The sequence below is a fragment of the Paraburkholderia sp. BL6669N2 genome, assembly GCF_003387275.1.
Taxonomy (GTDB): Bacteria; Pseudomonadota; Gammaproteobacteria; order Burkholderiales; family Burkholderiaceae; genus Paraburkholderia.
Genome location: NZ_QUNA01000002.1, coordinates 4,161,326 through 4,187,218 on the forward strand (window position 1 = coordinate 4,161,326; position 25,893 = coordinate 4,187,218).

At 63.5% G+C, this 25,893-nt stretch carries 20 protein-coding genes; 10 read left to right on the forward strand and 10 right to left on the reverse strand.

Going from position 1 to position 25,893, the window contains the following annotated elements:
• Positions 1-140 precede the first annotated feature (140 nt).
• The 6 genes from B0G80_RS41295 to B0G80_RS41320 all read right to left on the reverse strand — a co-directional run bounded on the left by B0G80_RS41295 (position 141) and on the right by B0G80_RS41320 (position 6,406).
• Entirely contained in the window at positions 141-1,166 is a 1,026-nt protein-coding gene (locus B0G80_RS41295; protein WP_116123284.1) for an ABC transporter ATP-binding protein, read from the reverse strand.
• A complete protein-coding gene (locus B0G80_RS41300; RefSeq protein ID WP_116123285.1) occupies positions 1,163-2,161 on the reverse strand; it encodes an ABC transporter ATP-binding protein in 999 nt (332 codons plus the stop codon). The genes B0G80_RS41295 and B0G80_RS41300 overlap by 4 nt, the downstream gene beginning before the upstream one ends.
• 1 nt (position 2,162) lies before the next feature.
• A complete protein-coding gene (locus B0G80_RS41305; protein ID WP_181920175.1) occupies positions 2,163-3,077 on the reverse strand; it encodes an ABC transporter permease in 915 nt (304 codons plus the stop codon).
• Positions 3,078-3,080: 3 nt separating this feature from the next.
• Positions 3,081-4,019, reverse strand: coding sequence for an ABC transporter permease subunit (locus B0G80_RS41310; RefSeq protein ID WP_012426329.1), 939 nt, complete (start codon positions 4,017-4,019; stop codon positions 3,081-3,083).
• 16 nt (positions 4,020-4,035) lie between these two features.
• Positions 4,036-5,652, reverse strand: coding sequence for a peptide ABC transporter substrate-binding protein (locus tag B0G80_RS41315; RefSeq protein WP_116123286.1), 1,617 nt, complete (start codon positions 5,650-5,652; stop codon positions 4,036-4,038).
• A 181-nt stretch (positions 5,653-5,833) separates the two neighbouring features.
• Positions 5,834-6,406, reverse strand: coding sequence for a cupin domain-containing protein (locus B0G80_RS41320; RefSeq protein ID WP_012426331.1), 573 nt, complete (start codon positions 6,404-6,406; stop codon positions 5,834-5,836).
• 922 nt (positions 6,407-7,328) lie between these two features.
• Between B0G80_RS41320 and B0G80_RS41325 the strand changes: the two genes are divergently transcribed.
• The 9 genes from B0G80_RS41325 (at position 7,329) to B0G80_RS41365 (ending at position 19,218) form a co-directional block, all read left to right on the forward strand.
• The gene (locus tag B0G80_RS41325; protein ID WP_116123287.1) at positions 7,329-8,870 is read left to right on the forward strand and encodes a peptide MFS transporter; all 1,542 of its coding nucleotides are present in this window, start codon (positions 7,329-7,331) and stop codon (positions 8,868-8,870) included.
• Positions 8,871-9,090: 220 nt separating this feature from the next.
• Positions 9,091-10,563: a PLP-dependent aminotransferase family protein gene (locus tag B0G80_RS41330; RefSeq protein ID WP_116123288.1), complete on the forward strand. Its 1,473-nt coding sequence runs from the start codon at positions 9,091-9,093 to the stop codon at positions 10,561-10,563.
• A 157-nt stretch (positions 10,564-10,720) separates the two neighbouring features.
• Entirely contained in the window at positions 10,721-12,802 is a 2,082-nt protein-coding gene (locus B0G80_RS41335) for a bifunctional 2',3'-cyclic-nucleotide 2'-phosphodiesterase/3'-nucleotidase (RefSeq protein WP_116123289.1), read from the forward strand.
• On the forward strand, positions 12,799-13,545 hold the full coding sequence (locus tag B0G80_RS41340) for a tetratricopeptide repeat protein (RefSeq protein WP_116123290.1): 747 nt from the start codon (positions 12,799-12,801) through the stop codon (positions 13,543-13,545). Before B0G80_RS41335 ends, B0G80_RS41340 begins: the two co-directional genes overlap by 4 nt.
• 429 nt (positions 13,546-13,974) lie before the next feature.
• Positions 13,975-14,427, forward strand: coding sequence for an HU family DNA-binding protein (locus tag B0G80_RS41345; RefSeq protein ID WP_035559188.1), 453 nt, complete (start codon positions 13,975-13,977; stop codon positions 14,425-14,427).
• Between the two features lie 402 nt (positions 14,428-14,829).
• Positions 14,830-16,239: a circularly permuted type 2 ATP-grasp protein gene (locus B0G80_RS41350; RefSeq protein ID WP_012426335.1), complete on the forward strand. Its 1,410-nt coding sequence runs from the start codon at positions 14,830-14,832 to the stop codon at positions 16,237-16,239.
• Between the two features lie 164 nt (positions 16,240-16,403).
• The gene (locus tag B0G80_RS41355) at positions 16,404-17,354 is read left to right on the forward strand and encodes an alpha-E domain-containing protein (RefSeq protein ID WP_106277087.1); all 951 of its coding nucleotides are present in this window, start codon (positions 16,404-16,406) and stop codon (positions 17,352-17,354) included.
• Positions 17,355-17,366: 12 nt separating this feature from the next.
• Positions 17,367-18,167, forward strand: a complete 801-nt coding sequence (locus B0G80_RS41360; RefSeq protein ID WP_106277088.1) for a transglutaminase family protein — start codon at positions 17,367-17,369, stop codon at positions 18,165-18,167.
• A 178-nt stretch (positions 18,168-18,345) separates the two neighbouring features.
• Entirely contained in the window at positions 18,346-19,218 is an 873-nt protein-coding gene (locus tag B0G80_RS41365) for a proteasome-type protease (RefSeq protein ID WP_106277090.1), read from the forward strand.
• A 237-nt stretch (positions 19,219-19,455) separates the two neighbouring features.
• Here B0G80_RS41365 and B0G80_RS41370 read toward each other — a convergent pair whose 3' ends face one another.
• Entirely contained in the window at positions 19,456-20,643 is a 1,188-nt protein-coding gene (locus B0G80_RS41370) for a porin (protein WP_116123291.1), read from the reverse strand.
• A 416-nt stretch (positions 20,644-21,059) separates the two neighbouring features.
• Entirely contained in the window at positions 21,060-22,391 is a 1,332-nt protein-coding gene (locus B0G80_RS41375) for a YihY/virulence factor BrkB family protein (protein WP_116123292.1), read from the reverse strand.
• A 255-nt stretch (positions 22,392-22,646) separates the two neighbouring features.
• Here B0G80_RS41375 and B0G80_RS41380 point away from each other — a divergent pair, with 255 nt between their 5' ends.
• The gene (locus tag B0G80_RS41380) at positions 22,647-23,186 is read left to right on the forward strand and encodes a YbaK/EbsC family protein (RefSeq protein ID WP_116123293.1); all 540 of its coding nucleotides are present in this window, start codon (positions 22,647-22,649) and stop codon (positions 23,184-23,186) included.
• 232 nt (positions 23,187-23,418) lie between these two features.
• On the opposite strand, the gene B0G80_RS41385 is transcribed toward B0G80_RS41380, so the two are convergent.
• Entirely contained in the window at positions 23,419-24,906 is a 1,488-nt protein-coding gene (locus B0G80_RS41385; RefSeq protein ID WP_116123294.1) for a SulP family inorganic anion transporter, read from the reverse strand.
• Positions 24,907-25,155: 249 nt separating this feature from the next.
• On the reverse strand, positions 25,156-25,746 hold the full coding sequence (locus tag B0G80_RS41390; protein ID WP_106277098.1) for a YSC84-related protein: 591 nt from the start codon (positions 25,744-25,746) through the stop codon (positions 25,156-25,158).
• Positions 25,747-25,893 lie beyond the last annotated feature (147 nt).

Genomic DNA, 25,893 nt, shown 5'->3' on the forward strand with positions numbered 1-25,893 from the left:
GGCGCTTAGCCAGTCCATGCTTATCGCTCGTTCCGCGGTTGGCAGGACGAACGAATCCAGCGGCGCGGCGGCCTGCCGCGCCGGGAATACGGTTTTGATTTCTCGGGTTCTTCGGTGAGCTGGCGGTGCGCCGGCGGCACTTACCTCACGGCGTCGTCAACGCGAATACACGCGACCCGTGTTGCCCTGGCGCCGTGCGTGACGGGCTGCGGAATCTCCCTGGCGCAGGCGTCGATTGCATCCGGGCAGCGCGTGCGAAATGCGCAACCGGAAGGCGGATTCAGCGGCGAGGCAATCTCGCCGCGCAACAGCAGATGACGGCGTGCGCGCTCCACCACCGGATCGGCCACCGGCACGGCGGAGAGCAACGCGCGCGTGTACGGATGGCGCGGTGTGCCATATACCTCGCGCTTGTCGCCGAATTCCATCACCCGGCCCAGATACATCACCAGCACGCGGTGGCTGATCGCTTTGACCACGGCCAGGTCGTGCGCGACGAACAGCAAGGAGAGCGACAGTTCGCGCTGCAAATCGCGCAGCAGGTTGACGATCTGCGCCTGGATCGACACGTCGAGCGCGGAGACCGGCTCGTCGCAGATCACCAGTTGCGGTTCGCCGATCAGCGCGCGCGCAATGCCGACGCGCTGACACTGCCCGCCGGAAAACTCATGCGGATAGCGGCGCAGGTGTTGCGCGTTAAGACCGACGCGTTCGAGCATGGTCAGCACGCGCCGCTGCACGTCGGCACGCGCGATGTCCTGGCCGTGCGTCATCAAAGGCTCGGCGACGATCTGTTCGATCGTCATGCGCGGATCGAGCGAAGCGAGCGGATCCTGGAAAATCATCTGCACGTCGCGGCGCAAACGCGAGGTATCGCGGCGCGCGCCGGGCAGCACGGTTTCGTCGCCGAGCCAGCGCACACTGCCGCTCGCCACCGGCGCGAGTCCGATGATCGCGCGCGCCAGTGTCGACTTGCCGCAACCCGATTCGCCGACGAGTCCCACGGTTTCGCCGCGCCGCACGTTGAACGACACGCCGTCCACCGCGCGCAGCGTCGCTTTGCCGGACCACGGAAAGCCGCCGCGCGGCACGCCGAATTGCACCTTGAGATTGTCGACGCGCAGGAGCGTGGCCGCGTCCTGGCTTGCGATAGGCGTGGCGTTCATACGTGTTGTGCCTCCAGGATTTCGCCTACCGGCTTAAAGCATGCGCGCAGGGCGTCGGGATAGCCTTCTGCAGCAACAAGGGACGGCCGCGATTCGCGGCAGCGTTCGGTGCAATACCCACAGCGCGGCGCGAACGCGCAACCTGCGCCGACTTCGCCAGGCAGCGGCGGATTGCCCGGAATGGTTTGCAGCGGACGGTCGTCGTCATCGTCGGTCAGACGCGGCAGCGCGTTCAACAGGCCGAGCGTGTACGGATGCGTCGGCGCGGCGAACAGCGCGGCGGCGCTCGCCTGCTCGACGGTCTGGCCGGCATACATCACCATCACGTCGTCGCACAGGCCGGCAACGACGCCCATGTCGTGCGTGATCAGAATGATCGCCGTGCCGCGTTCGCGATTCAGTTCGCGCAGCAGTTCGATGATCTGCGCCTGCACGGTGACGTCCAGCGCGGTGGTGGGTTCGTCGGCGATCAGGATTTCCGGTTCGGAGAGCAGCGCCATCGCGATCATCACGCGCTGGCGCATGCCGCCGGAAAACTCGTGCGGATACATGCCGATGCGGCGCGCGGCATCGGGAATGCGCACCGATTCGAGCGTTTCGATCGCACGGCGGCGCGCTTTGCGGCGCGACATCTTGCGATGCAGTTGCAGCGTCTCGGTCATCTGACGTTCGATCGTGAGGAACGGATTGAGCGAGGTCATCGGGTCCTGAAAGATCATGCCGATGCGGTCGCCGCGAATCTTGTTCAGCGCCGCTTCGTTCATGGTCAGCAGATTCTCGCCGCGATAAGTCGCGCTGCCGGACACCTTGCCGTTGCCGGCAAGCAGGCCAAGCAGCGCCATCACAGTCTGGCTCTTGCCCGAGCCCGATTCGCCGACAATGCCGAGCGTGCGGCCCGCCTCGAGTGAAAACGACACGCCTTGCACCGCGTCGACGGGTGCGCCTTCGCGGCGCGTAAAGCGCACGCTGAGGTCTTTGACTTCGAGTAGCGGCATGTCAACGGTCCTTCGGGTCGAATGCGTCGCGCAGACCATCGCCGACAAAATTCACGCAATACAGCGTCACGCACAGCATCACGGCCGGGCACAGCAGCAGCCACGGCATCGATTCGAGCTTCTGCGCGCCGTCCTGAATCAGCACGCCCCAGCTCGTCATCGGTTCCTGCACGCCGAGGCCGAGGAACGACAGCACCGATTCCGTCAACACGATATTCGGCACCGTCACGCTGGCGTACACCACGACCACGCCGAACAGATTCGGCACGATGTGACGCGCGATGATCGAACGCGAACTCACGCCGATCGCCTTCGCGGCGTCGATGAATTCGCGCGAGCGCAGCGACAGCGTCTGACCACGCACCACGCGCGCCATATCGAGCCATGAAAACGCGCTGATGGTGAGCACCACCAGATAGAAGGCGCGGCCGAACATGGTCATCATCAGAATGGCGATCAGCATGTAGGGAATCGCGTACATCATGTCGACGATGCGCATCATCACCGCGTCGACGCGCCCGCCGAGATAGCCCGCGGTCGCGCCATACGCGACGCCGATCAACCCCGACACCAGCGTGCCGAGCAGCCCGACTTCGAGCGACACGCGTCCGCCCTGCAGCGTGCGCGTGAGCAGATCGCGGCCGAGTTCGTCGGTGCCGAACCAGTGCATGTTCTGCAAAGTGGGCGACAGGCTGATCGCGCTCCAGTCGCTATCGATCGGGTTGTTCGGCAAAAGCCACGGACCGGCCACGCAGGCGATCACGATCAGCATCAGCACGACGAAGCCGGCGAAGGCGGCGCGGTTGCGCACGAAGCGCCACGCGGCGGTGGCGAGCGGGCCGCGCGAACGCGGCGCCCTGGCGATGGCCGCGAGCGGATCGAGCGCCGCGGCAGTCGATTGAAGAGAGCGGGGCATGGATCAGTACCGGATGCGCGGATCGAGCCACGCATACGCGAGGTCGACCAGCAGATTGAACAGCACCGCAACGGCGGTGGTCAGCACGACGAGGCCGAGCACGAGGGTGTAATCGCGATTGATCGCGCCGTTGACGACCAGTTGACCGAGACCCGGCAGCGCGAACACCGATTCGGTCACCACTGCCGCGGTGATCGACGAGATGCAGATCGAGCCGAGCAGCGAGACGACCGGCATCAGCGCTGGTTTCATCGCGTGACGCAGGACGATCGTGCGGCCCGGCAAACCCTTGGCGCGCGCCGTGCGGATGAAGTTGCCCGACAGCACTTCGATCATGCTGCCGCGCATCACGCGCGCAATCGCGGCGACGTTGATGATGGTGAGCAGCACGATCGGCAGCACGCGGTAGCGCCACTCGCCTTCGCCCCAGCCGCCGGCCGGCAGCCAGCCGTGTCCTTCGGAGGTTTTCAGCAGGATCGCGAAGATCCACACGAGCACCGGCCCCAGCACGAAGGGCGGCACCACGTTGCCGAGATTGCCGAGCACCATCACGAAGTGATCGACGAAGCGGTCGCGCCGCACCGCGGCCACCGTGCCGAGCGCGACGCCGATCACGAGCGCGATCGGCACCGACACGCCGCCCACGCCGAGACTCACCGGCAGCGCCTTCCACACCAGGTCGTTGACCGACCAGTCGGCGTAGCGGAACGACGGCCCGAGGTCGCCGTGCAGCAGCGAGCCGAGGTAGTGGAGGTACTGCAGCCACAACGGTTCGTCGAGGTGATACTTGGCGTTGAGGTTCGCCAGCACGGCTGCCGAGAGTTGCTTCTCGGTGTCGAACGGGCCGCCCGGGGTGAGATGCAGCAGCAGATAGCACGCGGTGATCACGGCGAGAATCGTCGGGATCGCCCAGAGCGTGCGGCGCAGCGTATAGGCCAGCATGACGGTGCTCCCGCGTTTAGTGCTTGGTCAGATACATGTCTTGCGTGGCGCGCATGTCGAGGTAGTTGGTCGGCTTATAGCCGCCTACGTACGACTTGACCAGCCGGTCTGCCGAATACTGGAAGAGCGATACCACAGGGTAATCGTTCATGGCCAGATCGTGTGCCTGCGTGAACAGCGCGGTGCGCTTCGCGTCGTCGAGCTGCTGGTTGCCTTCGTCAATCAGCTTGTCGACTTGCGGGTTGCAGTAGCGCTGGTCGTTCTGCACGCTGTTGCAGCGGATCAGATCGAAGAACGAGTTGGCGTCGTTGTAGTCGACGAACCAGCCGTCGCGCGAGGCCTGCACCTTGCCTTCGTGGCGTTGCTTGAGCAGCACCTTGTATTCGACGTTTTCGAGCTTTGCCGTGACGCCGAGCTTGGTGCGCCATTCCGACGTGGCGAACAGCGCCACCTTCTTGTGCAGGTCGTTGGTGTTGTAGGTGAGCGTGAACGTCAGCGGCTTCGCGTCCGAATAGCCCGCGGTCTTCAGCAGGTTGCGCGCGTAGTCGATGCGTTTGGGCATCGGCCAGCTGGCCCACTCCGGCGTGAAGACGCCCGAGCCTTCGGTGCCCTTGGCGATCAGGCCGTACATCGGCACTTCGCCGTCGGCGGTCAAACGCTTGGTCAGCAGGTCGCGGTCGAGCACCATTGCCAGCGCCTGGCGCACGCGCTTGTCTTTGAAGGCGGGGTCTTCGTTATTCAGGCTGTAGTAGTACGTGGCGATCTGCAGGCCGGTTTTCAGCTCGGGGCCGAACTGCTTGCTGACCTGCGCGTACACGCCTGACGGAATCGAATACGTGTAGTCGAACTGGCCGGCCTGGTACATGCGCATCGCCGTTTCGTCGTTTTCGATCGGCAGGTAGGTCACTTTCGTGATCACGACCTTGCCGTTATTCCAGTATGTCGGGCTTTTGGTCGCCACGAGACGGTTGCTCGGCTGCCAGTCGGTCAGCGCGTACGGGCCGTTGCCCACGAAGTTGCCCGGACGGGTCCAGTCGCCGCCGAACTTCGTCACGACCGCGCGGTTGACCGGCGTCATCGTCGCCATGGCTGTCAGCTGCGGGAAAAACGTGGCGGGCACTTCGGTGGTGACTTCGAGTGTGTAGGGATCGACGGCGCGCACGCCGAGGCTCGTCAGCGGCGCCTTGCCCGCGAGAATCGCCTTGGCGTTTTTCACGAATTCGACCAGTACCGTGTATTTCGAACCCGTCTTCGGATCGAGCACGCGTTGCCACGAGTAGACGAAATCGGCCGCCGTGACCGGCTGGCCGTTGCTCCAGCGCGCATCGTGGCGCAGCTTGAAAACCCATGTATTCGGTCCGCTACGCGACCACGACTCAGCGACACCGGGCACGATCGCGCCGCTCGCGTCCATGCGCGTCAGGCCCTCGAACAGGTCGAGCCCGATCGTGTTGCCGGTCCATGACTCGATATGCGCGGGGTCGAGCGATTCGGTTTCGCCCGGCACCTGGCGAGTCATCTCCTGGCTGGCGGCGAGCGTGACGCCGGCGGGCACCGTAACGGCGAAAGCGGAAGGGGCAAACGTGAGGACGAGCGCGGTCAGCGCCGCCGTGTAGACGAACGGGGTTTTCATCGGTTGAGATCGCAGGAAAGGTCGAGAGAGAAACGCGCTGGCGCCAGGGCGCCCGTTTAGCTGCGTTGCTCGGGCCAGGGCGGCCCTTGTTGCTCGTGGTGGTAGCGCGACATGCAGGATTCCTTACATTGCGTAATGCAGGCAATCCCTCGCCGGCTCAACCGGATAAGGTGCCCGCCCTTTAGAACAGTCTTGGTGTGCCCACCCAGACGACCACCGACTCGATGCGCGCGGTGTTCACCCAGCTGTGCGGCACCGTCGATTCGTAATGCGCGCTGTCTCCCGCGTGCAACACGAACGTCTTGCCTTCCAGCGTCAACGACACTTCGCCGTCGATCACATAAACAAACTCTTCCCCGGCATGCGTGGTGACTTCCGAGCGCTTCTGCCCGGGCGGCATCCTCACCAGGATCGCTTCGAGCTGACGGCCGCCCGTCAAGTTGGTCAGCCGCGCAAACAGATTGGCCGAGTCCGCAAAACCGAAAAACTTCAACTGATCGCCCCGGCTCACGCAGCGTTCCTCGCTGGGTGTGTCGACGAAATACTGCACCGTGACCCCGAGTGCGTGGGCGATACCGGCCAACGAAGTGATGGACGGTGACGCCAGCCCGCGCTCGACTTGCGACAAAAACGGCTTGGAAATACCCGCTGCGGTTGCCGTGTCATCCAGCGTGCGCTTGAGCCGTTGGCGCAGCGCGCGGATCTTGCTGCCGATTTCTAAAGCCGGATTGCTTTTTTGAATTGTCGTGACCATAGCAGGAGGAAATTAGCCCGTCAAAATTTGTTTGATATAAGTAAATATGGTTTGATTGCGGTCTTGGGCGGGACTGCAGGTCTTTTCAGCCTTGGGTGGTTGCGAGTGACCACATTTCGAGACTGGACTCTATGTTGCCAGAATCGAAACTAACCGCGGCCAAAACGACCGTTTATTTCTGGAAACGGCGAACAATCGGCGTATCGACCGCGGTCTGCATGCTGATAAACGCGGTTATGCAATACGAGTATCAGGACGATTAAGCGTATGACACCAAAGGTTATTTCCGACGGCACTCGTCGATTTGGCGAAAAGACATGGCTGTAAGAGCAAGTAATCGACGCGAACTCAGTGGATTCCCTGAGTGACTTGGGATGTATCTGTTTGCAGAATCAGGCCCGCTTGCGGACGGGCGCGCATTGGGACACCACACGTGCGCATCCGGCCGCTGTTTATCATTTCGCCCGCAGCGATCCTGCGTGGCGGAGCACTGTCCGGCACGTTCCAACCGAACGGCGGCCGGCACAAGGACATGACTATCACCGCCGATTCTTTCCACCGCGCGCTTTACGCCCGCCGCCGCGCGGTAACGCCTCTCTCTGCGGCCCCCGGAATCTCCCTTGTTCGCCATGCTTTATCATTGGGCCCGCTCCGCATGCCGGAGCCCGGGCCCGGTGTGGCGCAGCGTCCTCCAGGAGGACTTGCCGCGGGCCGTTTCGCGAGGCGGGCGTTGATCCTATCCCCTGGTTTATCCGGTGGTTTGGCGCTTTAGCGCGCGCAAGAGCGGGCTAAAGCGCTGCATCAGTGCGCCTGTGCATCCACGTGAGAGTGCACGCTTCGCCGACTGTCTTTCCAGCTTCCGTTTCACGCGCCGCGCGGCCAGTTCGCGCGACGCCGCAACCGTTTGAACAAGAGGTACACGATGAATTCATCCAATCCGGCGGGCGCACGCGTCTCGCAGACCCGTTCGTTTTCGACGGTCTTTCTGATCGAGATGTGGGAGCGCTTCGGCTATTACGGCATGGCCGCGCTGCTGGTGCTGTTCATGATCGACAAGCTGCAGTTCACCGACAGCCACGCCACGCTCACGTGGGGCGCGTTCACGGCGCTGGTGTACGCGTCGCCGTCGATCGGCGGCTGGATCGGCGACAAGATTCTCGGGGCGCGGCGCACGATGATCTTCGGCGCCGGCGTGCTGTCGGCCGGTTATTTCATGCTGGCGCTGCCGAATGACCAACTCGCCTATATGTACGCGTCGCTCGGCGTGATCGTGGTGGGCAACGGCCTCTTCAAGGCCAACGCGGCGAATCTGGTGCGCCGTATCTATGAAGGCGACGACGCGCGCATCGACAGCGCGTTCACGATCTACTACATGGCGGTCAACATCGGCTCGACGGTGTCGATGCTCGCCACGCCGTGGATCAAGGACCATTGGGGCTGGCATACGGCCTTCGCCGTTTGCTGCGCGGGGATGCTGTTGTCGGTGCTGAACTACTTCATCATGTTTCGCACGCTCGCGCATATCGGCTCCGCGCCGGACGCCGAACCGGTGCGCTGGAAGCGCGTCGGCGCGGTCGCGCTGGGCGGTCTCGCGCTCGGCGCTACGACCATGTTCGTGCTGCAGCATAAGGCGATCGCGGTGGCCTGCGTATACACGGCGGGCGTCGCGATTCTGGCGATCTTCGGCTACATGCTGATCAAGTGCGAGCGCTCGGAGCGCTCCGGGCTGGTCGCCGCGTTGATCCTGACGGCGCAGGTGATCCTGTTCTTCGTGTTCTACGTGCAGATGTCGACGTCGCTCACGCTGTTCGCGCTGCGTAACGTCGATCCGCGTTTCATTCTGTTCGGCCAGACGTGGTTCACGTGGAGCGCCGCGCAGTTCCAGGCGCTCAACCCGATCTGGATCATGTTGCTGAGCCCGCTGCTCGCGCTGCTGTATACGAAGCTCGCGAAGAGCGGCAAGGACGTGCCGGTGGCGGTGAAGTATGCGGTCGGCTTCGCCGTGGTCGCGGCCGGTTTCTTCGTCTATGCGGCAAGCGGCAACTACGCGGTGAACGGGCGCGTGTCGTCGTGGTTCATGGTGGGCGGCTACGGCCTGTATTCGCTCGGCGAATTGCTGGTGAGCGGCCTGGGGCTCGCGATGATCGCGCGCTACGTGCCGGCGCGCATGAGCGGTTTCATGATGGGCGCGTACTTCGTGGCGACCGGCGTGTCGCAATATCTGGGCAGCGTGGTGGCGAATTTCGCGCAGATGCCGGCGGGCGATATGGATCCGCTGGAATCGTTGCCGCTTTATACCAAGCTGTTTACCGGCCTCGGCTGGCTCGCGGCGGTGGGCGCGCTGGTGGCAGTTCTGCTGCTGCCGTTGATGCGCAAGCTCTCGCGCGAACATCAGCGTTGCAGCGACGAGGCGCGCGAGAGCGCGCGGCAAACGGCTGCGTTGAATGGGGTGGTGGCGGAGTAATCACGCTCGGGTTGACGAACGAGGCGCACGCCGTGACGTGCGTCGGTAAAACAGGAATGGCGCGCCTCGCAACGCAAGGCGCGCCATTTTTGCATGGGGAAGCGCCGCGCGCGCTGAAGTGCCCAAAGTGTCCATCCGATAGCACAGCCGGAGGTAAGCTAACGGTTGCAATTGGTCTTCCCACGCAACCGTTTCCCAAACACCCGAGGTAGCCACCCGGATGGAAATCCATATCGCGGTAGAAGGTCATCACGATCTGTCCGGCCAGATCTATCGCCAGTTGCGCGCGGGTATTCTCGAAGGACGCCTTGCGGGCGGCACGCGTCTGCCGTCCACGCGCGACCTCGCCACGCAACTGGGCGTGTCGCGCAAGACCACGCTCGACGTGTTCGAGCGGCTGCTCTCCGAAGGCTATCTGAGCGCGCGCGGCGGCTCGGGCACCTTCGTCGCCGACGGTCTGGAGCGTCTGCCGGTGGCGCGCTCGGCACATGCGCGGGCCGCGGAGTCGTCGCGCGAGCGGGCCAAGGCGAAGGCTGCCGCACGCGCCCAGCCGCTGTGGGACGAGATGCCCGAGAGCCTGCCCCTGCCGAAGCCTTCGGTGGCGTCGCCGCAAGACTTCGTCGGCGGCGCGACCGACAAGACGCTATTTCCTTTCGACGTCTGGCGCCGCTGCGTGAACCACGCGTTGCGTGCCCAGGCGCGCGGCCCCGGCATCTATCGCGACACGGCCGGCGAGCAGGAGCTGCGCCTCGCGATCTCGCGCTATCTGGCCTTCAACCGCGCGGTCACAAGCAACTGGGAAGACGTGATCGTCACGCAAGGCGCGCAGCACGCGCTCGATCTGCTGGCGCGCATCACCTTGCGCGCGGGCGAAGTCGCGGCGATCGAGGATCCTGGCTATACGCCGGCGCAGGCGTGCCTGAAGGCCACCGGCGCGCGCGTGGTGCCCGTGCCGGTGGACGCTGAAGGCCTGATCGTCAGCAAGCTGCCGGACAAGGCGCGGCTCGTCTACGTGACGCCCTCGCATCAGTTTCCGCTCGGCATGCCGATGAGCCTCGAGCGGCGTGTGGAATTGCTCGAATGGGCGCAGAAACGCGGCGCGGTGATCATCGAGGACGACTACGACTGCGAGTACCGTTTCGAAGGACGGCCGATGGAGCCGCTGAAAAGTCTCGACCGCGCCGGACTCGTCGCCTATGTCGGCACGTTTTCGAAGACGATCTTTCCCGAGCTGCGCGTCGGCTATGTGGTGCCGCCGGCCTCGCTCTACGGTGCGCTCATCAAGGCGCGCCAGATCGGCGACTGGCACGGCTGCACGCTCACGCAAACGGCGCTCGCGTCGTTCATGCTCAACGGTGAATTCGCCAAGCATCTGCGGCGCATGCACAAGACCTACGCGGCGCGCCGCGCGATGCTGCTCGATCATCTGCACGGCGGTCTCGCGCCCTGGTTCGATCCGATCGTGCCGACGGCCGGCATCCACATGGCGGCGCGTCTGAAAACGCCGCTGACGGAAGAAGCGGTGGTGAGCGCGGCGCGTGAAGCATCGATCGGCTTGTATGGACTCGCGCGGTTTCATGTGCGCGCGAAGGCGCAGCCGGGCCTGATGTTCGGCTACGGCAATATCGCGGTCGAGCACATCGATGCCGCGCTCACGAAGCTCGCCGGCATCCTGCCGCGGCTCGCGCAATAGGCCCGCGATCCGCGCCTGCAGATTACTTATAGCTATCCGATGCCATACAAATCATTGTCATAAAGCCACCGTACGCTTGCGCCTCTGTAATTGTTTGTAAGGCAGAGCCGGCCCGATGGACCGGCATGACAACACAACAAACCGGAGGGCGGTAAGGATGCGAGTGACCTTGATGGCGGGCAAGCGGCTGCGCGCGCGTGGCGCGATCGGCGCGGTGGGAACCTTGGGTGCGCTGAGCGCGATCGGTATCGCCGTGGGTATCACGGCGTGCAGCAGCAGCGTGGACACGCCCGCGCCGGCAGTGGCGAACGGCACGACCGCGACGCTCGCGTTGCTGGAAACCACCGACATCCATACCAATCTGCTGAGCTACGACTACTACAAGCTGGCGGAAGACAAGTCGCTCGGTCTGGAGCGCACGGCGACGCTGATCGCGGCGGCGCGCAAGGAATTTCCCAACACGCTGTTGCTCGACGACGGCGACACGATCCAGGGCACCGCGCTCGCCGATTATCAGGCGCAAGTCGCGCCGGTCGATTGCCAGACCACGCTCGGCGTCTACAAGGTCATGAATCTGCTCAAGTACGATGCGGGCACGATCGGCAATCACGAATTCAACTACGGCCTGCCGTTTCTCGCGCAAGTCACCGGCAGTGCGTTCGATGTGCCGAACATGAGCCCGGTCGCCTCGCAGCCGGCCTGCGCGGGGCCGAACTTTCCGCTGGTGCTCTCCAACGTGCTCGGCGCGAAATCGCAGCAGCCGATCTTCAAGCCATACACGATCCTCGAACGCACGATCACGGCCACGACACCCGACGGCAAGACCGTCAGCGCGCCGGTGAAGATCGGTGTGATCGGCTTCACGCCGCCCGCGATCATGGCGTGGGACAAGCGCTGGCTCGACGGCAACGTCTATACGCAAGGCCTCGTGGAAAGCGCGTCGAAGTACGTGCCGGAAATGAAGGCGAAGGGCGCGCAGATCATCGTGGCAATGTCGCATGGCGGCCTCGATAACTCGACCTATTCGCCGTCGATGGAAAACGGCAGCTATTATTTGTCGAAAGTGGCCGGCATCGACGCGATGCTGATCGGCCACTCGCACCAGGTTTTCCCCGATAAAAACAGCACCGTCACGCAATTCAATCTGCCGGGCGTCGACAAGGTGAAGGGCACCGTCAACGGCGTGCCGACCGTGATGGCGAATTTCTGGGGCAAGCATCTCGGCGTGATCAAGCTCGCGTTGAACTACACGAACGGCACGTGGACGGTGGACCGCACCTCGAGCACCGCGGAAGCACGCTCGATCCAGAACGCGGATAAAAGCTACGTCGCCGTCGATCCGTCGATCTCGCAGGCAATCGCCGCCGAACACGCCGCGACCATCAACTACGTGAAAACGCCGATCGGCACGACCGATTTCCGCATGACCACTTACTTCGCGGATGTGGGCGACGTGTCGGCAATCGAGATCGTGAACCAGGCGCAAGCGGCCTACACGCAGGACTATATCAACGCGAATCTGCCGCAATATGCGGGCATTCCGGTGCTTTCGGTGAGCGCGCCGTTCAAGAGCGGCTTCGGCGGCGGTAACGATTTCACCGACGTCGCGCAAGGCAACGTGGCGATCAACAACGCCGCGGACCTCTACCTGTACCCGAACACGATCTACGCGGTGAAGGTCACGGGCGCCGATCTGAAGGCCTGGCTCGAAACCGCGGCGAAGCGCTTCAACCAGATCGATCCCGCGAACACCGCTTCGCAGGCGCTCGTCAGCACGTATCCCGGTTATAACTTCGACATGATCACGTCGAAGGATTTCAGCTACGAAATCGACGTCACGCAGGCGGTCGGCAGCCGGATTCGCAACCTGAAATATCAGGGCGCGGCGATTTCGGATACGCAGTCGTTCATCGTCGCCACCAACAACTATCGCGCGAGCGGCGGCGGGAATTTCCCGGGGCTCGACGGCAGCAAGACGATTTACGCGTCGCCGGACGCGAGCCGCGACGTGCTGATCGCCTACATCAAGAAAGTGCAGGCCATCAAGGCGGCGAGCAACGGCAGCGATCGTAGCTGGCGCTTCACGAAGGTGGCGACGGCCGGTCCGGTGACCTTCCTGTCGGCGCCGAACCTGACAGCGCTCGCGCAGGCCAACGGCATTACCAACGTCGCGCAGATCCAGGCCGACGACGGCACCGGCAAGGGGCTCGCGGTCTACTCCGTGGACCTCAATCAATGAACGCGCGCTTCGCTTTGACGCTGGCGGCGGCCGTGACGATCTGCGCCGGGACGTTCGCCACGGTGGCTGCCACGCGCGTGTCCAGCGTGCAGATCGACGACTGGCAAATGCAAGGCACGGCGACGCATACGGCCTGGCCGCTGTGGCAATTGCGGTTGACGTCCGCGTTCGGCAACGCGGCGGCGCGCGAAGCGCTCGCGGACGTGCTGGTGAGTTCGCCGCAAATCGACGAGCAACGCGAAGGCGTCGAGCGCTATCGCCGGCTTGCGCACGAGGGCGCACCGCGTGCGCGTGCCACGCTCGGGCATCTTTTGTTGCGCGGGTTGCCCGGCGTCGCGCCGGACTACGTGGAAAGCCGCCGTTGGCTGACGCTGGCGGCGTCGCATAATTCACGCGATGCCCAGGCGGCCTACGATCTCGCGACGCTCTATCGCAACGGCTACGGCGTGGCGCGCGACGCCGGCGCGGCGATTCGCTGGCTCGAACAGGCGGCGCAAGCGGGCTTGCCGCTCGCGCAATTCCAGCTTGCCAACGAGTATCGCTTCGGCGCGACGCTGCCGCACGACGACGCGTTGGCGCTTCAATGGCTCACGCGCGCGGCCAATGCGGAGTTACCCGAGGCCAATCTCGCGCTGGCGATGGCCTATCGCAATGGCGAGCTCGGCATGGCGCGAGACGAGAACGAGTATTGGGCTCACGTGAAGGAAAGCGAACACGATCTTAAACACGTCAACCGGCAGTAAAAGTGTTTTGACGCCCCCCGCGATTTTCTGTCGCAGGGCGAGATTGACTGCCCCCTGCAGCGTTTTTCGCTGCAGGGGGCGTGTTTTTTCTGCCGCGTGAAAGTGCGCGGCGAGCGAGTCATGAAGTGTTTTTCGCGATCATCGAGCGATCCGCCGGCGATGGTCAGGCGCAGAAAGTGCCGTTATTCATGCATCGAAATGACTTGTAACGTACGTTGCGTGTTGGTGTTGCCAGGCTCGCCGACGCATGTTTACCCGCTAAAACAAGCATCAAAATGTGTTGCGCAGTCTGCGCCGCGCAACAAACCTTCGCTGTTATACATAAAAGAGTCGCGCAAATCGTATTAGCGCTTGTAGAATCCGGCGTTGAAGCGTGCGCATACGGTGTGCGCTTCGTGCAATTCACTGACCACAACAGGTAGGAGAAACATGCCGACTTCCGCAAAAAAGGTGGCCAAGAAGGCTGCTGCCCCGGTACCCGCCAAGAAGGTTGCTGCAAAGAAAGTTCCTGCGAAGAAGGCCGTCGCAGCTAAGAAGGTCGCCGTGAAGGCGTCCAGCGCTCCGTCGCCGATCAAGGACACCTTCACGAAGGCCTCGCTGGCTGCACACGTCGCTGAACGCGCTGCTGTGGAACCGAAAACCGCCAAGGCTGTTCTGGCCGCGCTCGAAGACACGATCCTCGGCGCCGTGCACAAGAAGGGCGCTGGCGAATTCACGCTGTCGGGTCTTCTGAAGATCGTCGTGCAAGCTGTCCCGGCGAAGAAGAAGCGCTTCGGCAAAGACCCGTTCTCGGGCGAAGAGCGTTGGTTCCCGGCCAAGCCGGCTAGCGTGCGCATCAAGGCACGTCCGCTGAAGAAGCTGAAAGACGCTGCTGCGGGCTGATCGAGCTTCACGCGTCGCCGCTGTTTTAACAATGGTTGACGCTTGAGGCGAACCGAGGCACATGCCCTCGGTTCGATCCGCAGTACACGTTGTCCGAATCCCCGTGGGTGAGAATCCACGGGGATTTTTTATGCGTACGCGGCGTATTGCGATTTCGCCGGATGCCTCACATGACCTGCTCTGCCCGTGCACCGCCGCGCCGCACATGCACTGTACTAGCGCATCGTGGGCCGCCGCAGTACGATGACAGCGAAGCCATGCCGGCCGGGATGCGCTATTCGCGTGCATGCAGGCGGTTTAGTACGCAGAAAGCTCAATGGCATAGCGCTTGCTTGATCGATTGTCGAACACCGAATGCGCAGCGCATTCGCCTTCTATCCGACAACAAGAGCGGGGCGTGACATGCGATGCTATGACGAGATGCGTCATCATGACGATGCCGTGCGGCCACACTACGCGCGCTTTGAGCGGTGGCTGGTGAAGCAGGGCAACGAGGCGATCGCACGCAAGCGTGCGGAAGCCGACCTGCTGTTTCGCCGGGTCGGCATCACCTTCGCGGTGAACGGCGACCTGTCCGGCACTGAGCGGTTGATCCCATTCGACCTGATTCCGCGCATCATTCCGCGCGGTGAATGGCAGACGCTGGAGGCCGGTTTGCGTCAGCGCGTGCAGGCGCTCAATCTGTTCATCCACGACGTCTATCACGACCGCAATATCGTGCGCGCCGGCATCGTGCCGGCCGAGCAGGTCTACACCAACGCGCAATACCGGCCTGAAATGCAGGGCGTGAATGTGCCGCTCGGTGTTTACGCGCATATCGCCGGCGTCGACGTGGTGCGAGCGGGCGACGAAGGCGAGTTCTACGTGCTCGAAGACAACCTGCGGGTGCCGTCGGGCGTCTCCTATATGCTCGAAAACCGCAAGATGATGATGCGGCTTTTCCCCGAGCTGTTCGTGCAGAACCGCATTGCGCCGGTCGCGCATTACCCCGATCTGCTACTCGATACGCTGCGCTCGGTCGCGCCCGAAGGCGTCGACGATCCGGTCGTGGTGGTGCTCACGCCGGGCATGTACAACTCCGCGTATTTCGAGCACACCTTCCTCGCGCAGCAGATGGGCGTGGAACTGGTGGAAGGCAAGGACCTGTTCGTCGACGACAACTATGTGTTCATGCGTACGACGCAAGGGCCGAAGCGCGTCGACGTGATCTACCGCCGCGTCGATGACGATTTTCTCGATCCGCTCGCCTTCCGCAACGACTCGGCGCTCGGCGTGCCCGGTTTGCTGACCGCGTATCGCGCGGGCCGCGTCGCTCTCGCGAACGCGATGGGCACCGGCATCGCCGACGACAAATCGATCTACCCGTACGTGCCGGAAATGATCGAGTTTTACCTCGGCGAGAAGCCGATTCTCAACAACGTGCCCACGTTCCAGTGCCGCAAGCCCGACGATCTGGCGTACACGCTCGCGCATCTGCCGGAACTGGTCGTCAAGGAAGTGCACGGCGCGGGCGGCTACGGCATGCTCGTCGGACCGGCTTCGACGAAAGCCGAAATCGAATCCTTCCGTGAGCGCTTGATCGCGCGTCCCGCTGGCTACATCGCGCAGCCCACGCTCGCGCTCTCCGCATGTCCGACCTTCGTCGAAGCCGGCATCGCGCCGCGCCATATCGACCTGCGGCCGTTCGTGCTGTCCGGCAAGACCGTCACGATGGTCGCCGGCGGACTGACGCGCGTGGCATTGCAGGAGGGCTCGCTCGTCGTCAATTCGTCGCAGGGAGGCGGGACCAAAGATACGTGGATGGTCGACTGACGCGGTTGCCGATGCGGTTGCACAGGGTTCACGCAACCGCGCCCGCAACCCAACGCGCCGGGCAGCACGTGATACGCAACACGCGCGCCGCCGGTGCACACGGATAACCAGCGCGGGCCTTTTACCTCGACAAGGCCTCGCGTCATCAGATACGGAACGCCGTCATGCTAAGCCGAACCGCCGATCACCTTTTCTGGATGGCCCGCTACATGGAGCGCGCGGAGAACACCGCCCGCATGCTCGATATCAACCTGAAGGCGCTGCTGTTGCCGCAGACGCCCGACCAGGAGGCGCGCGCGCAACGCTCGGTGCTGCGCATCTCCGAACTCGAAACCGCCTTCGCGCAGCGTTACGACGAACCGACCCGCGAACACGTGCTCGATTTCATGGTGGCCGATGCGACCAATCCGTCGAGTATTCATTCGTGTCTCCAGGCCGCGCGCGAAAACGCCCGCGCCGTGCGCGGCACGCTGACGACCGAGTGGTGGGAAACTATCAACGACACGTGGCTCGAATTCAACGAGCGCGCTTCGGCGGGGCAGGCCGCGAGCAATCCGGGCGCGCTGTTCGAATGGGTCAAGTTCCGCTCGCACCTGTCGCGCGGCGTGACGATCGGCACCGCGCTGCAGGACGACGCGTTCTTCTTCACGCAGCTCGGCACCTTCCTCGAACGCGCCGACAACACCGCACGGATTCTCGACGTGCGCTTTGCCGACGTGGAACCGAATTCACGCGATGCCGCGCGCCAGCTCGAAGATTTCTATTACTGGACTTCGATCCTGAGTTCGGTGTCGGCGCTGGAGATCTATCGCAAGGTGTATCGCGACGTCGTCACGCCGGCGCGCGTGGTCGAACTGATGATCCTGAATCAGCAGATGCCGCGTTCGCTGCTGGCGTCGCTCGAAGGCGTCTGCGTGAATCTGGCGATGCTGCGCACCTCCGGTTCGAACCAGTGCGAACGGTTCGCCGGCAAGCTGCGCGCCGAACTCGTGTACTCCGACATCCGGCAGATTTTCGAAGCCGGCCTGCACGCCTATCTGACACAGTTCCTCGCTCGCGTGTTCGAGCTGGGCAATCTGGTTGCGCGTACCTATCTGATGTTGCCAGTCGCCTGACGGAGTTTCTTTATGTACCTGACGATCCGCCACGACACGTCCTATCGCTACGAAGCGACTGTCCATTATTCGATCCAGCAACTGCGTCTGACGCCGGCGAGCGGCGCCTCGCAGGTCGTACGGCGCTGGAGCATCGACGCACCGGGCAAGCTCGACGCGACCTTCGACGCTTACGGCAACGTGCTGCACACGCTGGTCATCAACAAGCCGCATAGCGAGATTCGTCTGCACGTGGCCGGCGAAGTGGACACGATTGCGCTGATCGACGGCCATTTGCCCGACGCCGTCGGCCCGATTCCGCTCGAGCATTTCACCTGCTCGACGCGCTTGACCGAGGCCGATGCGGCGGTCCGTGAGCTGGCCGAATCGGTGCCGAGCTTGACCAGTTCGGCGAATCTGATCGCGCTCTCCGAACAGATCGTGCAGCGCGTGAAGTACAACCCGGGCATTACCGAAGTCACCAGCACGGCGGCCCAGGCGCTCGAACTCGGCAACGGCGTATGTCAGGACCACGCGCATCTGATGCTCGCGTGCTGCCGCGCGCGCGGCATTCCGGCGCGCTACGTAAGCGGCTATATCGAACCCGGCGAGGTGACGCACGGCGCGAGCCATGCGTGGGTCGACGTGTGGGTCGAAGGCAAGGGCTGGATTTCCATCGACGTCACGCATGCGGCGTTTGCCAGCGAACTCTACTGCCGTCTCGCCGTCGCGCGTGACTACGAAGCCGCCGCGCCGGTGCGTGGCCGGCGTATCGGCGGGCTGGAAGAACAGCTTAAAGTGTCCGTTACGGTCAGCGGGCAACAGTCTCAGTAGACGCGCAACGAGGGCGGCTCACAAAAGGGCTCCGGAGGCGCCAGTGAGCGCCAGCCCTCATATCGCCATTCAGAATAGGCCCGCGACGGCCGATAAACGGGATATAACGGGATAGAGGCGCATGCGCGCCGCATTACAATAGCGCCGTTCAGTTGTTTTTTTGCGGGTACCTTTTCTTATGACTTACTGTGTCGCGATGTCCGTCGACGACGGTCTCGTGTTCCTCTCGGACACGCGCACCAATGCGGGCGTCGATCACATCAGCACCGCGCGCAAGATGTCGGTGTTCGAGTTGCCGGGCGAACGCATGCTCACGCTGCTGGGCGCCGGCAATCTGTCGCTGACTCAAGCGGTGCTGCACGAGTTGTCCGAGCCCACCGATCCTTCCCAGCCCACGCTCTGGAGCGCGCCGACCATGGCCGACGCCGCCCGCGTGATCGGCCGCGCGGTGCGTTGCGTGCATCAGCGCGAGGCCGAGGCGTTGCAGGAATTCGGCGTCGACTTCAATTGCAGCTTCATTCTCGGTGGGCAGATCGCGGGCAACCGGCCGCGCCTGTTCATGATCTACGCGGCCGGCAATTTCATCGAGGCGTCGGCGGTCAATCCGTATTTCCAGATCGGCGAGGCCAAGTACGGCAAGCCGATCATCGACCGCGTGTTGACGCCGTCCACGCCGCTCGACGAAGCCGCCAAATGCGCGCTGATCTCCATGGACTCAACGCTGCGCTCGAATCTGTCGGTCGGCCTGCCGCTCGATCTGCTGGTCTACCAGAAGGACACGCTGCGCGTCACGCGCTTCGTTTCGATCGATCACGACAACGCGTACTTCGAAATGATTCACCGGACATGGGGCGAGCGGCTGCGCCAGGTGTTCGGCGAGATCCCCGATCCGGACTGGCAGGAATCGCCGAATGTGCCGCTGTTGCAGCGGGAGCGGGCGCTGGTGCTGCATCGCGCGCCGGTGGGCGCTGACGGCATCGAGCATGAACTCGACGCGAAGCCCGCGCAGACGTTGGCGCAGGCGGAGAGGGGCAAGGCGCAGCGGAAGTAGGCCGAAGACAGACGCGGTCGCACGCGTCGGGCCGGCGTGAAGCGCGGGCTCAGTGCGGGCTCGGCGGGAAGCAGTACAGCAGAGGTCGTCAGGAGCCTGAAGCGGGCTTGCTGGCGGCCTTTTTCATTGGGTCATCGAGAAGCGTCAAAGAACTCAGGACGAAAAAAAACCAGCCACAGGCTTTCGCCCGTGGCTGGTCTTCAACTGCGTGTTGCTTCAGCAGTCCGTCAAGTTCGATTAGAACTTGTGGCGGATGCCCAGGCTGACCAGTTCTTGCGAGCTGGAAGCCGAGTTGTAGCCGTACGAACCGATTGCTGCGCCTGCATCGACCAGCGTACCGGCCGACGTGCGTTGCTGGCCGCTTGCGTGCTGATATGCGCCGACCAGGTAGACGTCCGTGCGCTTCGACAGGTTGTAGTCGCCGCCCAGGGAAACCTGGTGATACGTTGCGCTCGAATCGCCGCTAGCCTTGGTGTAGATGTAGCCCACGCCAACCAGCATTGCCGGCGTTGCCTGGTAACCCAGGTATGCGCCACCGACGTTGTACTTCTGGGTCGAACCGAAGCCCGAGTTCGCGTCCGGCTTGTACTGTGCGTTGCTGTAACGCAGGTTGGCCGTGAACGGGCCTGCGACATATTGCACAGCAACCGAAGCGATGCCGATCGACTTGGCCGCGGCGTATGCGCCGTTGACCTGGTTGTCGAACGTGCCGTCCGACGTGCTGCCGTTCCAGCCAGCCGTCGGCGGCGTGCCGGCGGTGCGGCTAGCCAGCGTGTTGCCGTTGTCCATGCGGAAGTAACCAGCAGCCACGCTGAACGGGCCCGTTGCATACGTTGCAGCGCCCGACCACGATTGACCCGAACCCGTTGCGCCAGCCACGCCGCCCAGAGCGTACATGCCTTCGAACTGGAAGCCGCCCCACACCGGCGAGGTGTACTTGATGGCGCTGTTCGTGCGCGAGGAGTTGTCGTTGTTGTCGACATCGCCCGGCGTGGTGAAGGTCGAACCGAAGTAGTTGTCAGCCGTCAGCGGCTGAACCAGGTCGACCAGCGGGTCGTATTGACGACCCAGCGTGAACGTACCCCACTGATCACCCGTCAGGCCGACATACGCTTGACGACCGAACATACGGCCGCCTTGACTCAGCTTGCCGTTGTTCACGTCAAAGCCGTTTTCCAACTGGAAGATTGCCTTCAGGCCACCGCCGAGGTCTTCCGTGCCCTTCAAGCCGAAACGCGGACCTTGCAGGTTGCCGCCGACCAGGCCGACCTGATTCGAGTTCTTGCCGTTCGCGTCAACCGTGTTGTGAGCGTACTGGATCGATTCGTCGATCAAACCGTACAGGGTCACGCTGCTTTGAGCATGTGCCACGCCAGTGACGCCGAGGAGCGCCAGCGAGAGGGTAGACAGTGCGATTCGTTTCATCCATTTCTCCACGCAGATGATTAGTTTCTTTGTTGCGGAAAGGAGAATAGCTCACCGGGTCAATCGGCAAGAACTGGAAAAAAAAGAGTGTCTCCAAAAACTGACAAATCACGCAAAGCCTTGTATTTAAAGCGCGTTAACGATTATTTCTGTTTCAGCAACATTTATTCGTTGACTCAGCATTATTGTTGTTTTGATGACAGTGACGACTCCAATACGCGTACTTTCGACATTGATTTGTAGGCTAAATGTAATGATGTCGTCTAATTTTCCGGCTCGTTCTGTAGCGTTTCCATAAGAATTGAAGCGGATCTGGCTTGACGGAGCGGCTAGACAGGTTTTCGTCGTTGTGAGCAGGCGCACCCGTGCAGGCGCTTGCAGATGCGGCCCGTGAAGCCGGACCGCGACTGAATGTCTTAGCGTTCGCTGTTATCGGTATTGCGGCGCGCGACCATCGCTGCAGCCAGTCCGGCAGTCGCCGCCACGAGCACCGAAGTCCACGGATGCCGCCTCACATAGCGGTCGGCCGCAACGGCTTTGCGGCTCGCTTCGATCAGTGTGACGGCGGCGATGCGGGTCGCTTGCGCTTCAGCGAGCACGACCGTGCGCCCGACCTTGAGCGCCGTTGCCCGCGCCGACGGCCTGTTTCTGGCTTGCGTCTGGAAAGTCGCCGCCGGCGCGGCGCCGTCCAGCGCGCGGGCCCTCGCGGCGCGCATGGCGGGAGTGCGAGCGGCGTCGCCCCACGCGGCGCGTTCGTCCGCTTGCGCTTCGGCGTGCGGCACCGCATCCGCGCCAACAGTCGATGCCGCCAGCACCGAGGCGAGCTTGGCACGGCTGCCCGGCGGCGTCTCGTTCTGCATACCCCAGCCTCCGCGCGGATCATGCATGCGCCCGCGCGCCGCCGAGAATTCCGCACCGAGCAGCAGCACGGCGGCGGAGAAGTACAACCACATCAGCAGCACGGCGAGCGAACCGGCCGCGCCGAACGAGGTGGCCATGCCGGCGTGCGCGAGATACAGCGCGAACAACTTTTTGCCCGCCGAAAACAGCGCGGCTGCGACTATCCCGCCGACGAACGCATCGCGCCAGCGCACGCGCGCATCCGGCAAAAACTTGAGCAAGCCCGCGAAAGCGAACGCCAGCACGAGCAAGCCGACGCCGAGTTGCAGAAGATTGCCGATCACGACATACGGCGAGTCGCCCCACAGCCACTTGCCGACGAAGGTGATGACGGTATCGAGCACCAGCGACACGATCAGCAAAAACGCGACGCCGAGCACCAGCCCGAACGAAATCAGCCGCACGCGCACGAGTGCGATCACGCTCGACGAACGCGGCCCGGTATTCGGCCAGACTATATTGAGTGCGCTATTGAGCGACGAAAAGGTCGCGGAGGCGCCGATCACCAGCGTCACGAGCGAGATCACGGCCGCGATGCCACCCGCGCTGCCGCTGTGATGCGCGTTCTCGACGATCGTCTGGACGCCCGCGGCGGCCTGATCGCCGAGCAGTCCGTGGATATGGGTGAATAACTCGCCGCGCGCGGCTTCGGCGCCGAAGAACCAGCCGGCCACGGCGATCACCATCACCAGCGTGGGCGCAAGCGAGAACGCCGCATAGAAAGCGATGCTGGCGGCCATGGCCGCGCAGCGGTCTTCGGCGAACTGTTTGAAGGCGCCGATGGCCCAGTTGGCCTGTTTGCGGGCCACTTGCTGGAGGTTCTCGGCGGAAAGCGTGTCGATGTCCATGGTCGTGTTCCCAATGGGTGCTGGCGCCGCGCGGGCAATACGAGGGGGCGGGTGCGGACCGGGTGTGTGCGGACAGATCGGGCAGCTTCGCCGCAGTCTTCGCGTTCAAGCCTTTCGCAAACCTTGTGCCTGTCACTATAACAAGCGCGACCGGCGCGCGCCGCGTGCGTGCCGGTCACGTGCCGGCACCGTCGGCGCACCATGAGCCAGGTGTGCCGTTAGAATGCGCAGGGATCCTCACACACTTTGCTCACTATGCACTCGCACGAACTCGTACAGCGGCTGGACGTCATTGCAGCGGAACAATTGGACGCGCATTTGCCTGCGCATGTGGTCGAGCAGTTGCCGGCGCAAGGCGTCACGGTTTTCTCCGTCACCGACGACGCGTCGGACACCGCCGCATTCAGCGCGCGCTACGGCTTCGGTCTGGAAGACTGCGCGAACACGATCGTGATCCGCCACAAGAAAGACGGCGGCGAGCATTACGCGGCGGTGGTCTCGCTGGGTTCACTGCGGCTCGACATCAACGGCGCGGTGAAGGCGGCGCTGGGCGCGCAGCGGCTTTCTTTCGCCAAACGGGAAGCGGCGGTCGAGCATAGCGGCATGGAGTTCGGCGGTATCACGGCCTTCGGTCTGCCGGACGACTGGCGCATTCTCGTCGATGCCGCCGTCATGGAGCGGACCCAGATCGTCATGGGCGCGGGCGTGCGAGCCGCCAAGTTGTTGCTGGCGCCTGACGTCCTGCGTCAGTGGCCGCGCTGCGAAGTTGCCTCGCTGACGCTGCCGGCGGAATAAATCGTCGCCCACCTCGCGTGCACATAATCAGGTGTGAAGGCGCCGCCGCGTCCGTTGCGTCGTGAGCCGCGCCTCCCACACCCTCGTCCTGGCCCTGCGCCCGAAGCCGATCGGCAAAGCCTGAAGTTTTCTGTCCCGTTCCGCCGTTAATCCGAAGAGTGACATGAATCGCTGCGGCGTCCGCGGCGGTGTTCACGCTGCCGGAACGACGCTAGCCTGCGCTGAGCGTGCGTCAAGCTAGCGCGATACCGGCGCGGCTCAGCAGGCGCCGGTTGCGTTCGGACAAGTTCTTCATGCTCAATTCCTTGCCGGCTTTTCGATAACGTTCGACCAGCGCTTGCAATGCCGCCAGGGCTGAATGATCTGCCAGCAGCAGATCGCGGCAGTCGACGGTGACGCGCTCGGGATCTTCCGCCGGGTCGAAAAGCTCGTGAAAGCGGGTGGTCGATGCGAAAAACAGCGTGCCGCGTGGCGCGTAAATCTTGTCGCCGGCGCGGTCTTCGACATGCGCGTGGATTTCACGAGCGTGCTGCCACGCAAAATTGAGCGCGGCGATCACGATGCCGCACAACACCGCGATCGCCAGATCGGAAAACACGGTGATGACGCTGACCGCCACGATCACCAGCGCGTCGTTGCGCGGCACCTTGCCGAGCACGCGCAGCGAACCCCACGCGAAAGTCTGTTGCGCCACCACGAACATCACACCGACCAGCGCCGCCAGCGGAATGCGTTCGATCAGCGGCGACAGAAACAGGATGTACATCAGGATCATCACGCCGCTGACGACGCCGGACAGGCGCGACCGGCCGCCCGAATTCAGATTGATCATGGTCTGGCCGATCATGGCGCAACCGCCCATGCCGCCGAACAGACCCGAGGCGATATTCGCGGCGCCGAGCGCGAGGCATTCACGATTCGGCTGGCCGCGCGTTTCGGTGATCTCGTCGGTCAGGTTGAAGGTCAGCAGCGTTTCCAGCAGACCGACGATCGCCATCAGCACCGCGTAGGGCAGCACCACATGAAGCGTGTCCAGATTCAGCGGGACGCCCGGCATATGCAGACTCGGCAGGCCGCCCGCAATGTGCGCCATGTCGCCGAGCATGCGGGTCGGCACAGGCAGCCACTGCGTGAAGAGACCCACGCCGACGATCGCCACCAGCGCGGGCGGCGCCGCGCGCGTGAGCCGCGGCAGCAGATAGACGATCGCCATGGTCAGCGCGACGAGTCCGCACATCACGAGCAGCGCGCTGCCGTGCAGCCATTGCTCGCCTTGCGGCGTGCTCTGCCTGAAGTGCGCGAGCTGCGCCATCGCGATGATGATCGCCAGTCCGTTGACGAAGCCGAGCATCACCGGATGCGGGACCATGCGGATCAGTTTGCCGAGCCGCAGCGCGCCGAACAGCACCATCAAGATGCCGCTCAGGATCACGGTGGCAAGAAGATATTGCGCGCCGTGTTGCACGACGAGCGCCACGATGACCACCGCCATCGAACCGGCGGCTCCGGAAATCATGCCGGGTCGTCCGCCGAATAGCGCCGTGATGGCGCAGATGAAGAAGGCACCGTACAGCCCCATCAACGGATTGAGATGGGCGACCAGCGCGAAGGCGATGCATTCCGGCGCCAGCGCGAACGACGAGGTCAGTCCTGCGAGGACATTGCTTTTGATGCCGGGCAGCGTGGCGAGCCAGCCATGAGTGGGACGAGCGGTGTTCATCTTCAGCGAGGTGGGAAGTCCGGGCTGACGGCGTGCATGCAAGCGAGACGCGCGTCCGCAGACAGATGAGTGTCCTGGCCTGGGGCGCAGCGGTGGCCGGGCAAGATTGCAAAAAGCGTGGATTTTACAGCAGGGCGGTCTGGATGACCGGGAGGCGGGTAACGCGGCGGCAGCTTCCGCTGCGCGCGAGTTAGAGATGCCAGACAGCCGGCGAGGCGGCTGTCTGGCAGTGCGCGTGGACGCTCACGTTCAGATCATCAGACGCGAAACCTTGGTGCCTTCGAGCGATACGCCGGCCATCAGTCCGCCGTTCGTCAGCACAAAGGCTTCGACCGGACTGGTGGCGGTAGAGGTATCGACCGCGCCGTTCGCGCCGATCTTCAGCAAAGCGACGGTGGCGTCCGCACCGGCTGCCCAGCCCTGGCTGCTCGTGAATTTGTCGAGTGCTTCTTGCGTCATGAACAGGAAGATCAGCGCCTTGGACTGCGCTCCGATCTGCAAACCGAACGAGCCCGCGACGGTGCTGTAGTAACCCGCCGTGCGGCCACCCACGCGCAATGCGCCTTCGCCGTATTGGCCGCCGACCCAGAAGCCCGCCGAGATGACGTTCGGGAACACCAGAACGCCGCGCGCCTTGGCCACCAGTTCACGTGAGCCTGTGACGTTCTCGTAGAGACGCGACAGCGTGGAATCGACCCCGGCATTGATGCTGTCCCGTTTGCCCGCGTTGGCCGAAGGCGATGCGCTCGAGGACGGCGACGTGGTCGTGCAGCCGGCAAGGCCGAGTCCGGCGGTGGCGAGCGCGGCGCTGGTCGTCATGATGAATTGTCGTCTACGCATGATTGTTTTCCTTTTGCGTTATTGGTGTTATGAAAGTGGCGTTGTTCGTTTACGTTCAGGCGGTAAGGGCGTGACGCCGACAAGCCCGTACGCTGATTGCTAACCAGCACATAGCGTGCCCGACCCCGCGGTGCGCGTGTTCAGTAC

Coding starts and splice junctions, on each gene's coding strand:
- B0G80_RS41360 (WP_106277088.1), top strand. CDS start 17,367: ATGTACCTGACGATCCGCCACGACACGTCCTATCGCTACGAAGCGACT.
- B0G80_RS41345 (WP_035559188.1), top strand. CDS start 13,975: ATGCCGACTTCCGCAAAAAAGGTGGCCAAGAAGGCTGCTGCCCCGGTA.
- B0G80_RS41375 (WP_116123292.1), bottom strand. CDS start 22,391: ATGGACATCGACACGCTTTCCGCCGAGAACCTCCAGCAAGTGGCCCGC.
- B0G80_RS41320 (WP_012426331.1), bottom strand. CDS start 6,406: ATGGTCACGACAATTCAAAAAAGCAATCCGGCTTTAGAAATCGGCAGC.
- B0G80_RS41310 (WP_012426329.1), bottom strand. CDS start 4,019: ATGCTGGCCTATACGCTGCGCCGCACGCTCTGGGCGATCCCGACGATT.
- B0G80_RS41355 (WP_106277087.1), top strand. CDS start 16,404: ATGCTAAGCCGAACCGCCGATCACCTTTTCTGGATGGCCCGCTACATG.
- B0G80_RS41340 (WP_116123290.1), top strand. CDS start 12,799: ATGAACGCGCGCTTCGCTTTGACGCTGGCGGCGGCCGTGACGATCTGC.
- B0G80_RS41295 (WP_116123284.1), bottom strand. CDS start 1,166: ATGAACGCCACGCCTATCGCAAGCCAGGACGCGGCCACGCTCCTGCGC.
- B0G80_RS41330 (WP_116123288.1), top strand. CDS start 9,091: ATGGAAATCCATATCGCGGTAGAAGGTCATCACGATCTGTCCGGCCAG.
- B0G80_RS41370 (WP_116123291.1), bottom strand. CDS start 20,643: ATGAAACGAATCGCACTGTCTACCCTCTCGCTGGCGCTCCTCGGCGTC.
- B0G80_RS41300 (WP_116123285.1), bottom strand. CDS start 2,161: ATGCCGCTACTCGAAGTCAAAGACCTCAGCGTGCGCTTTACGCGCCGC.
- B0G80_RS41315 (WP_116123286.1), bottom strand. CDS start 5,652: ATGAAAACCCCGTTCGTCTACACGGCGGCGCTGACCGCGCTCGTCCTC.
- B0G80_RS41390 (WP_106277098.1), bottom strand. CDS start 25,746: ATGCGTAGACGACAATTCATCATGACGACCAGCGCCGCGCTCGCCACC.
- B0G80_RS41365 (WP_106277090.1), top strand. CDS start 18,346: ATGACTTACTGTGTCGCGATGTCCGTCGACGACGGTCTCGTGTTCCTC.
- B0G80_RS41380 (WP_116123293.1), top strand. CDS start 22,647: ATGCACTCGCACGAACTCGTACAGCGGCTGGACGTCATTGCAGCGGAA.
- B0G80_RS41305 (WP_181920175.1), bottom strand. CDS start 3,077: ATGCCCCGCTCTCTTCAATCGACTGCCGCGGCGCTCGATCCGCTCGCG.
- B0G80_RS41350 (WP_012426335.1), top strand. CDS start 14,830: ATGCGATGCTATGACGAGATGCGTCATCATGACGATGCCGTGCGGCCA.
- B0G80_RS41325 (WP_116123287.1), top strand. CDS start 7,329: ATGAATTCATCCAATCCGGCGGGCGCACGCGTCTCGCAGACCCGTTCG.
- B0G80_RS41385 (WP_116123294.1), bottom strand. CDS start 24,906: ATGAACACCGCTCGTCCCACTCATGGCTGGCTCGCCACGCTGCCCGGC.
- B0G80_RS41335 (WP_116123289.1), top strand. CDS start 10,721: ATGCGAGTGACCTTGATGGCGGGCAAGCGGCTGCGCGCGCGTGGCGCG.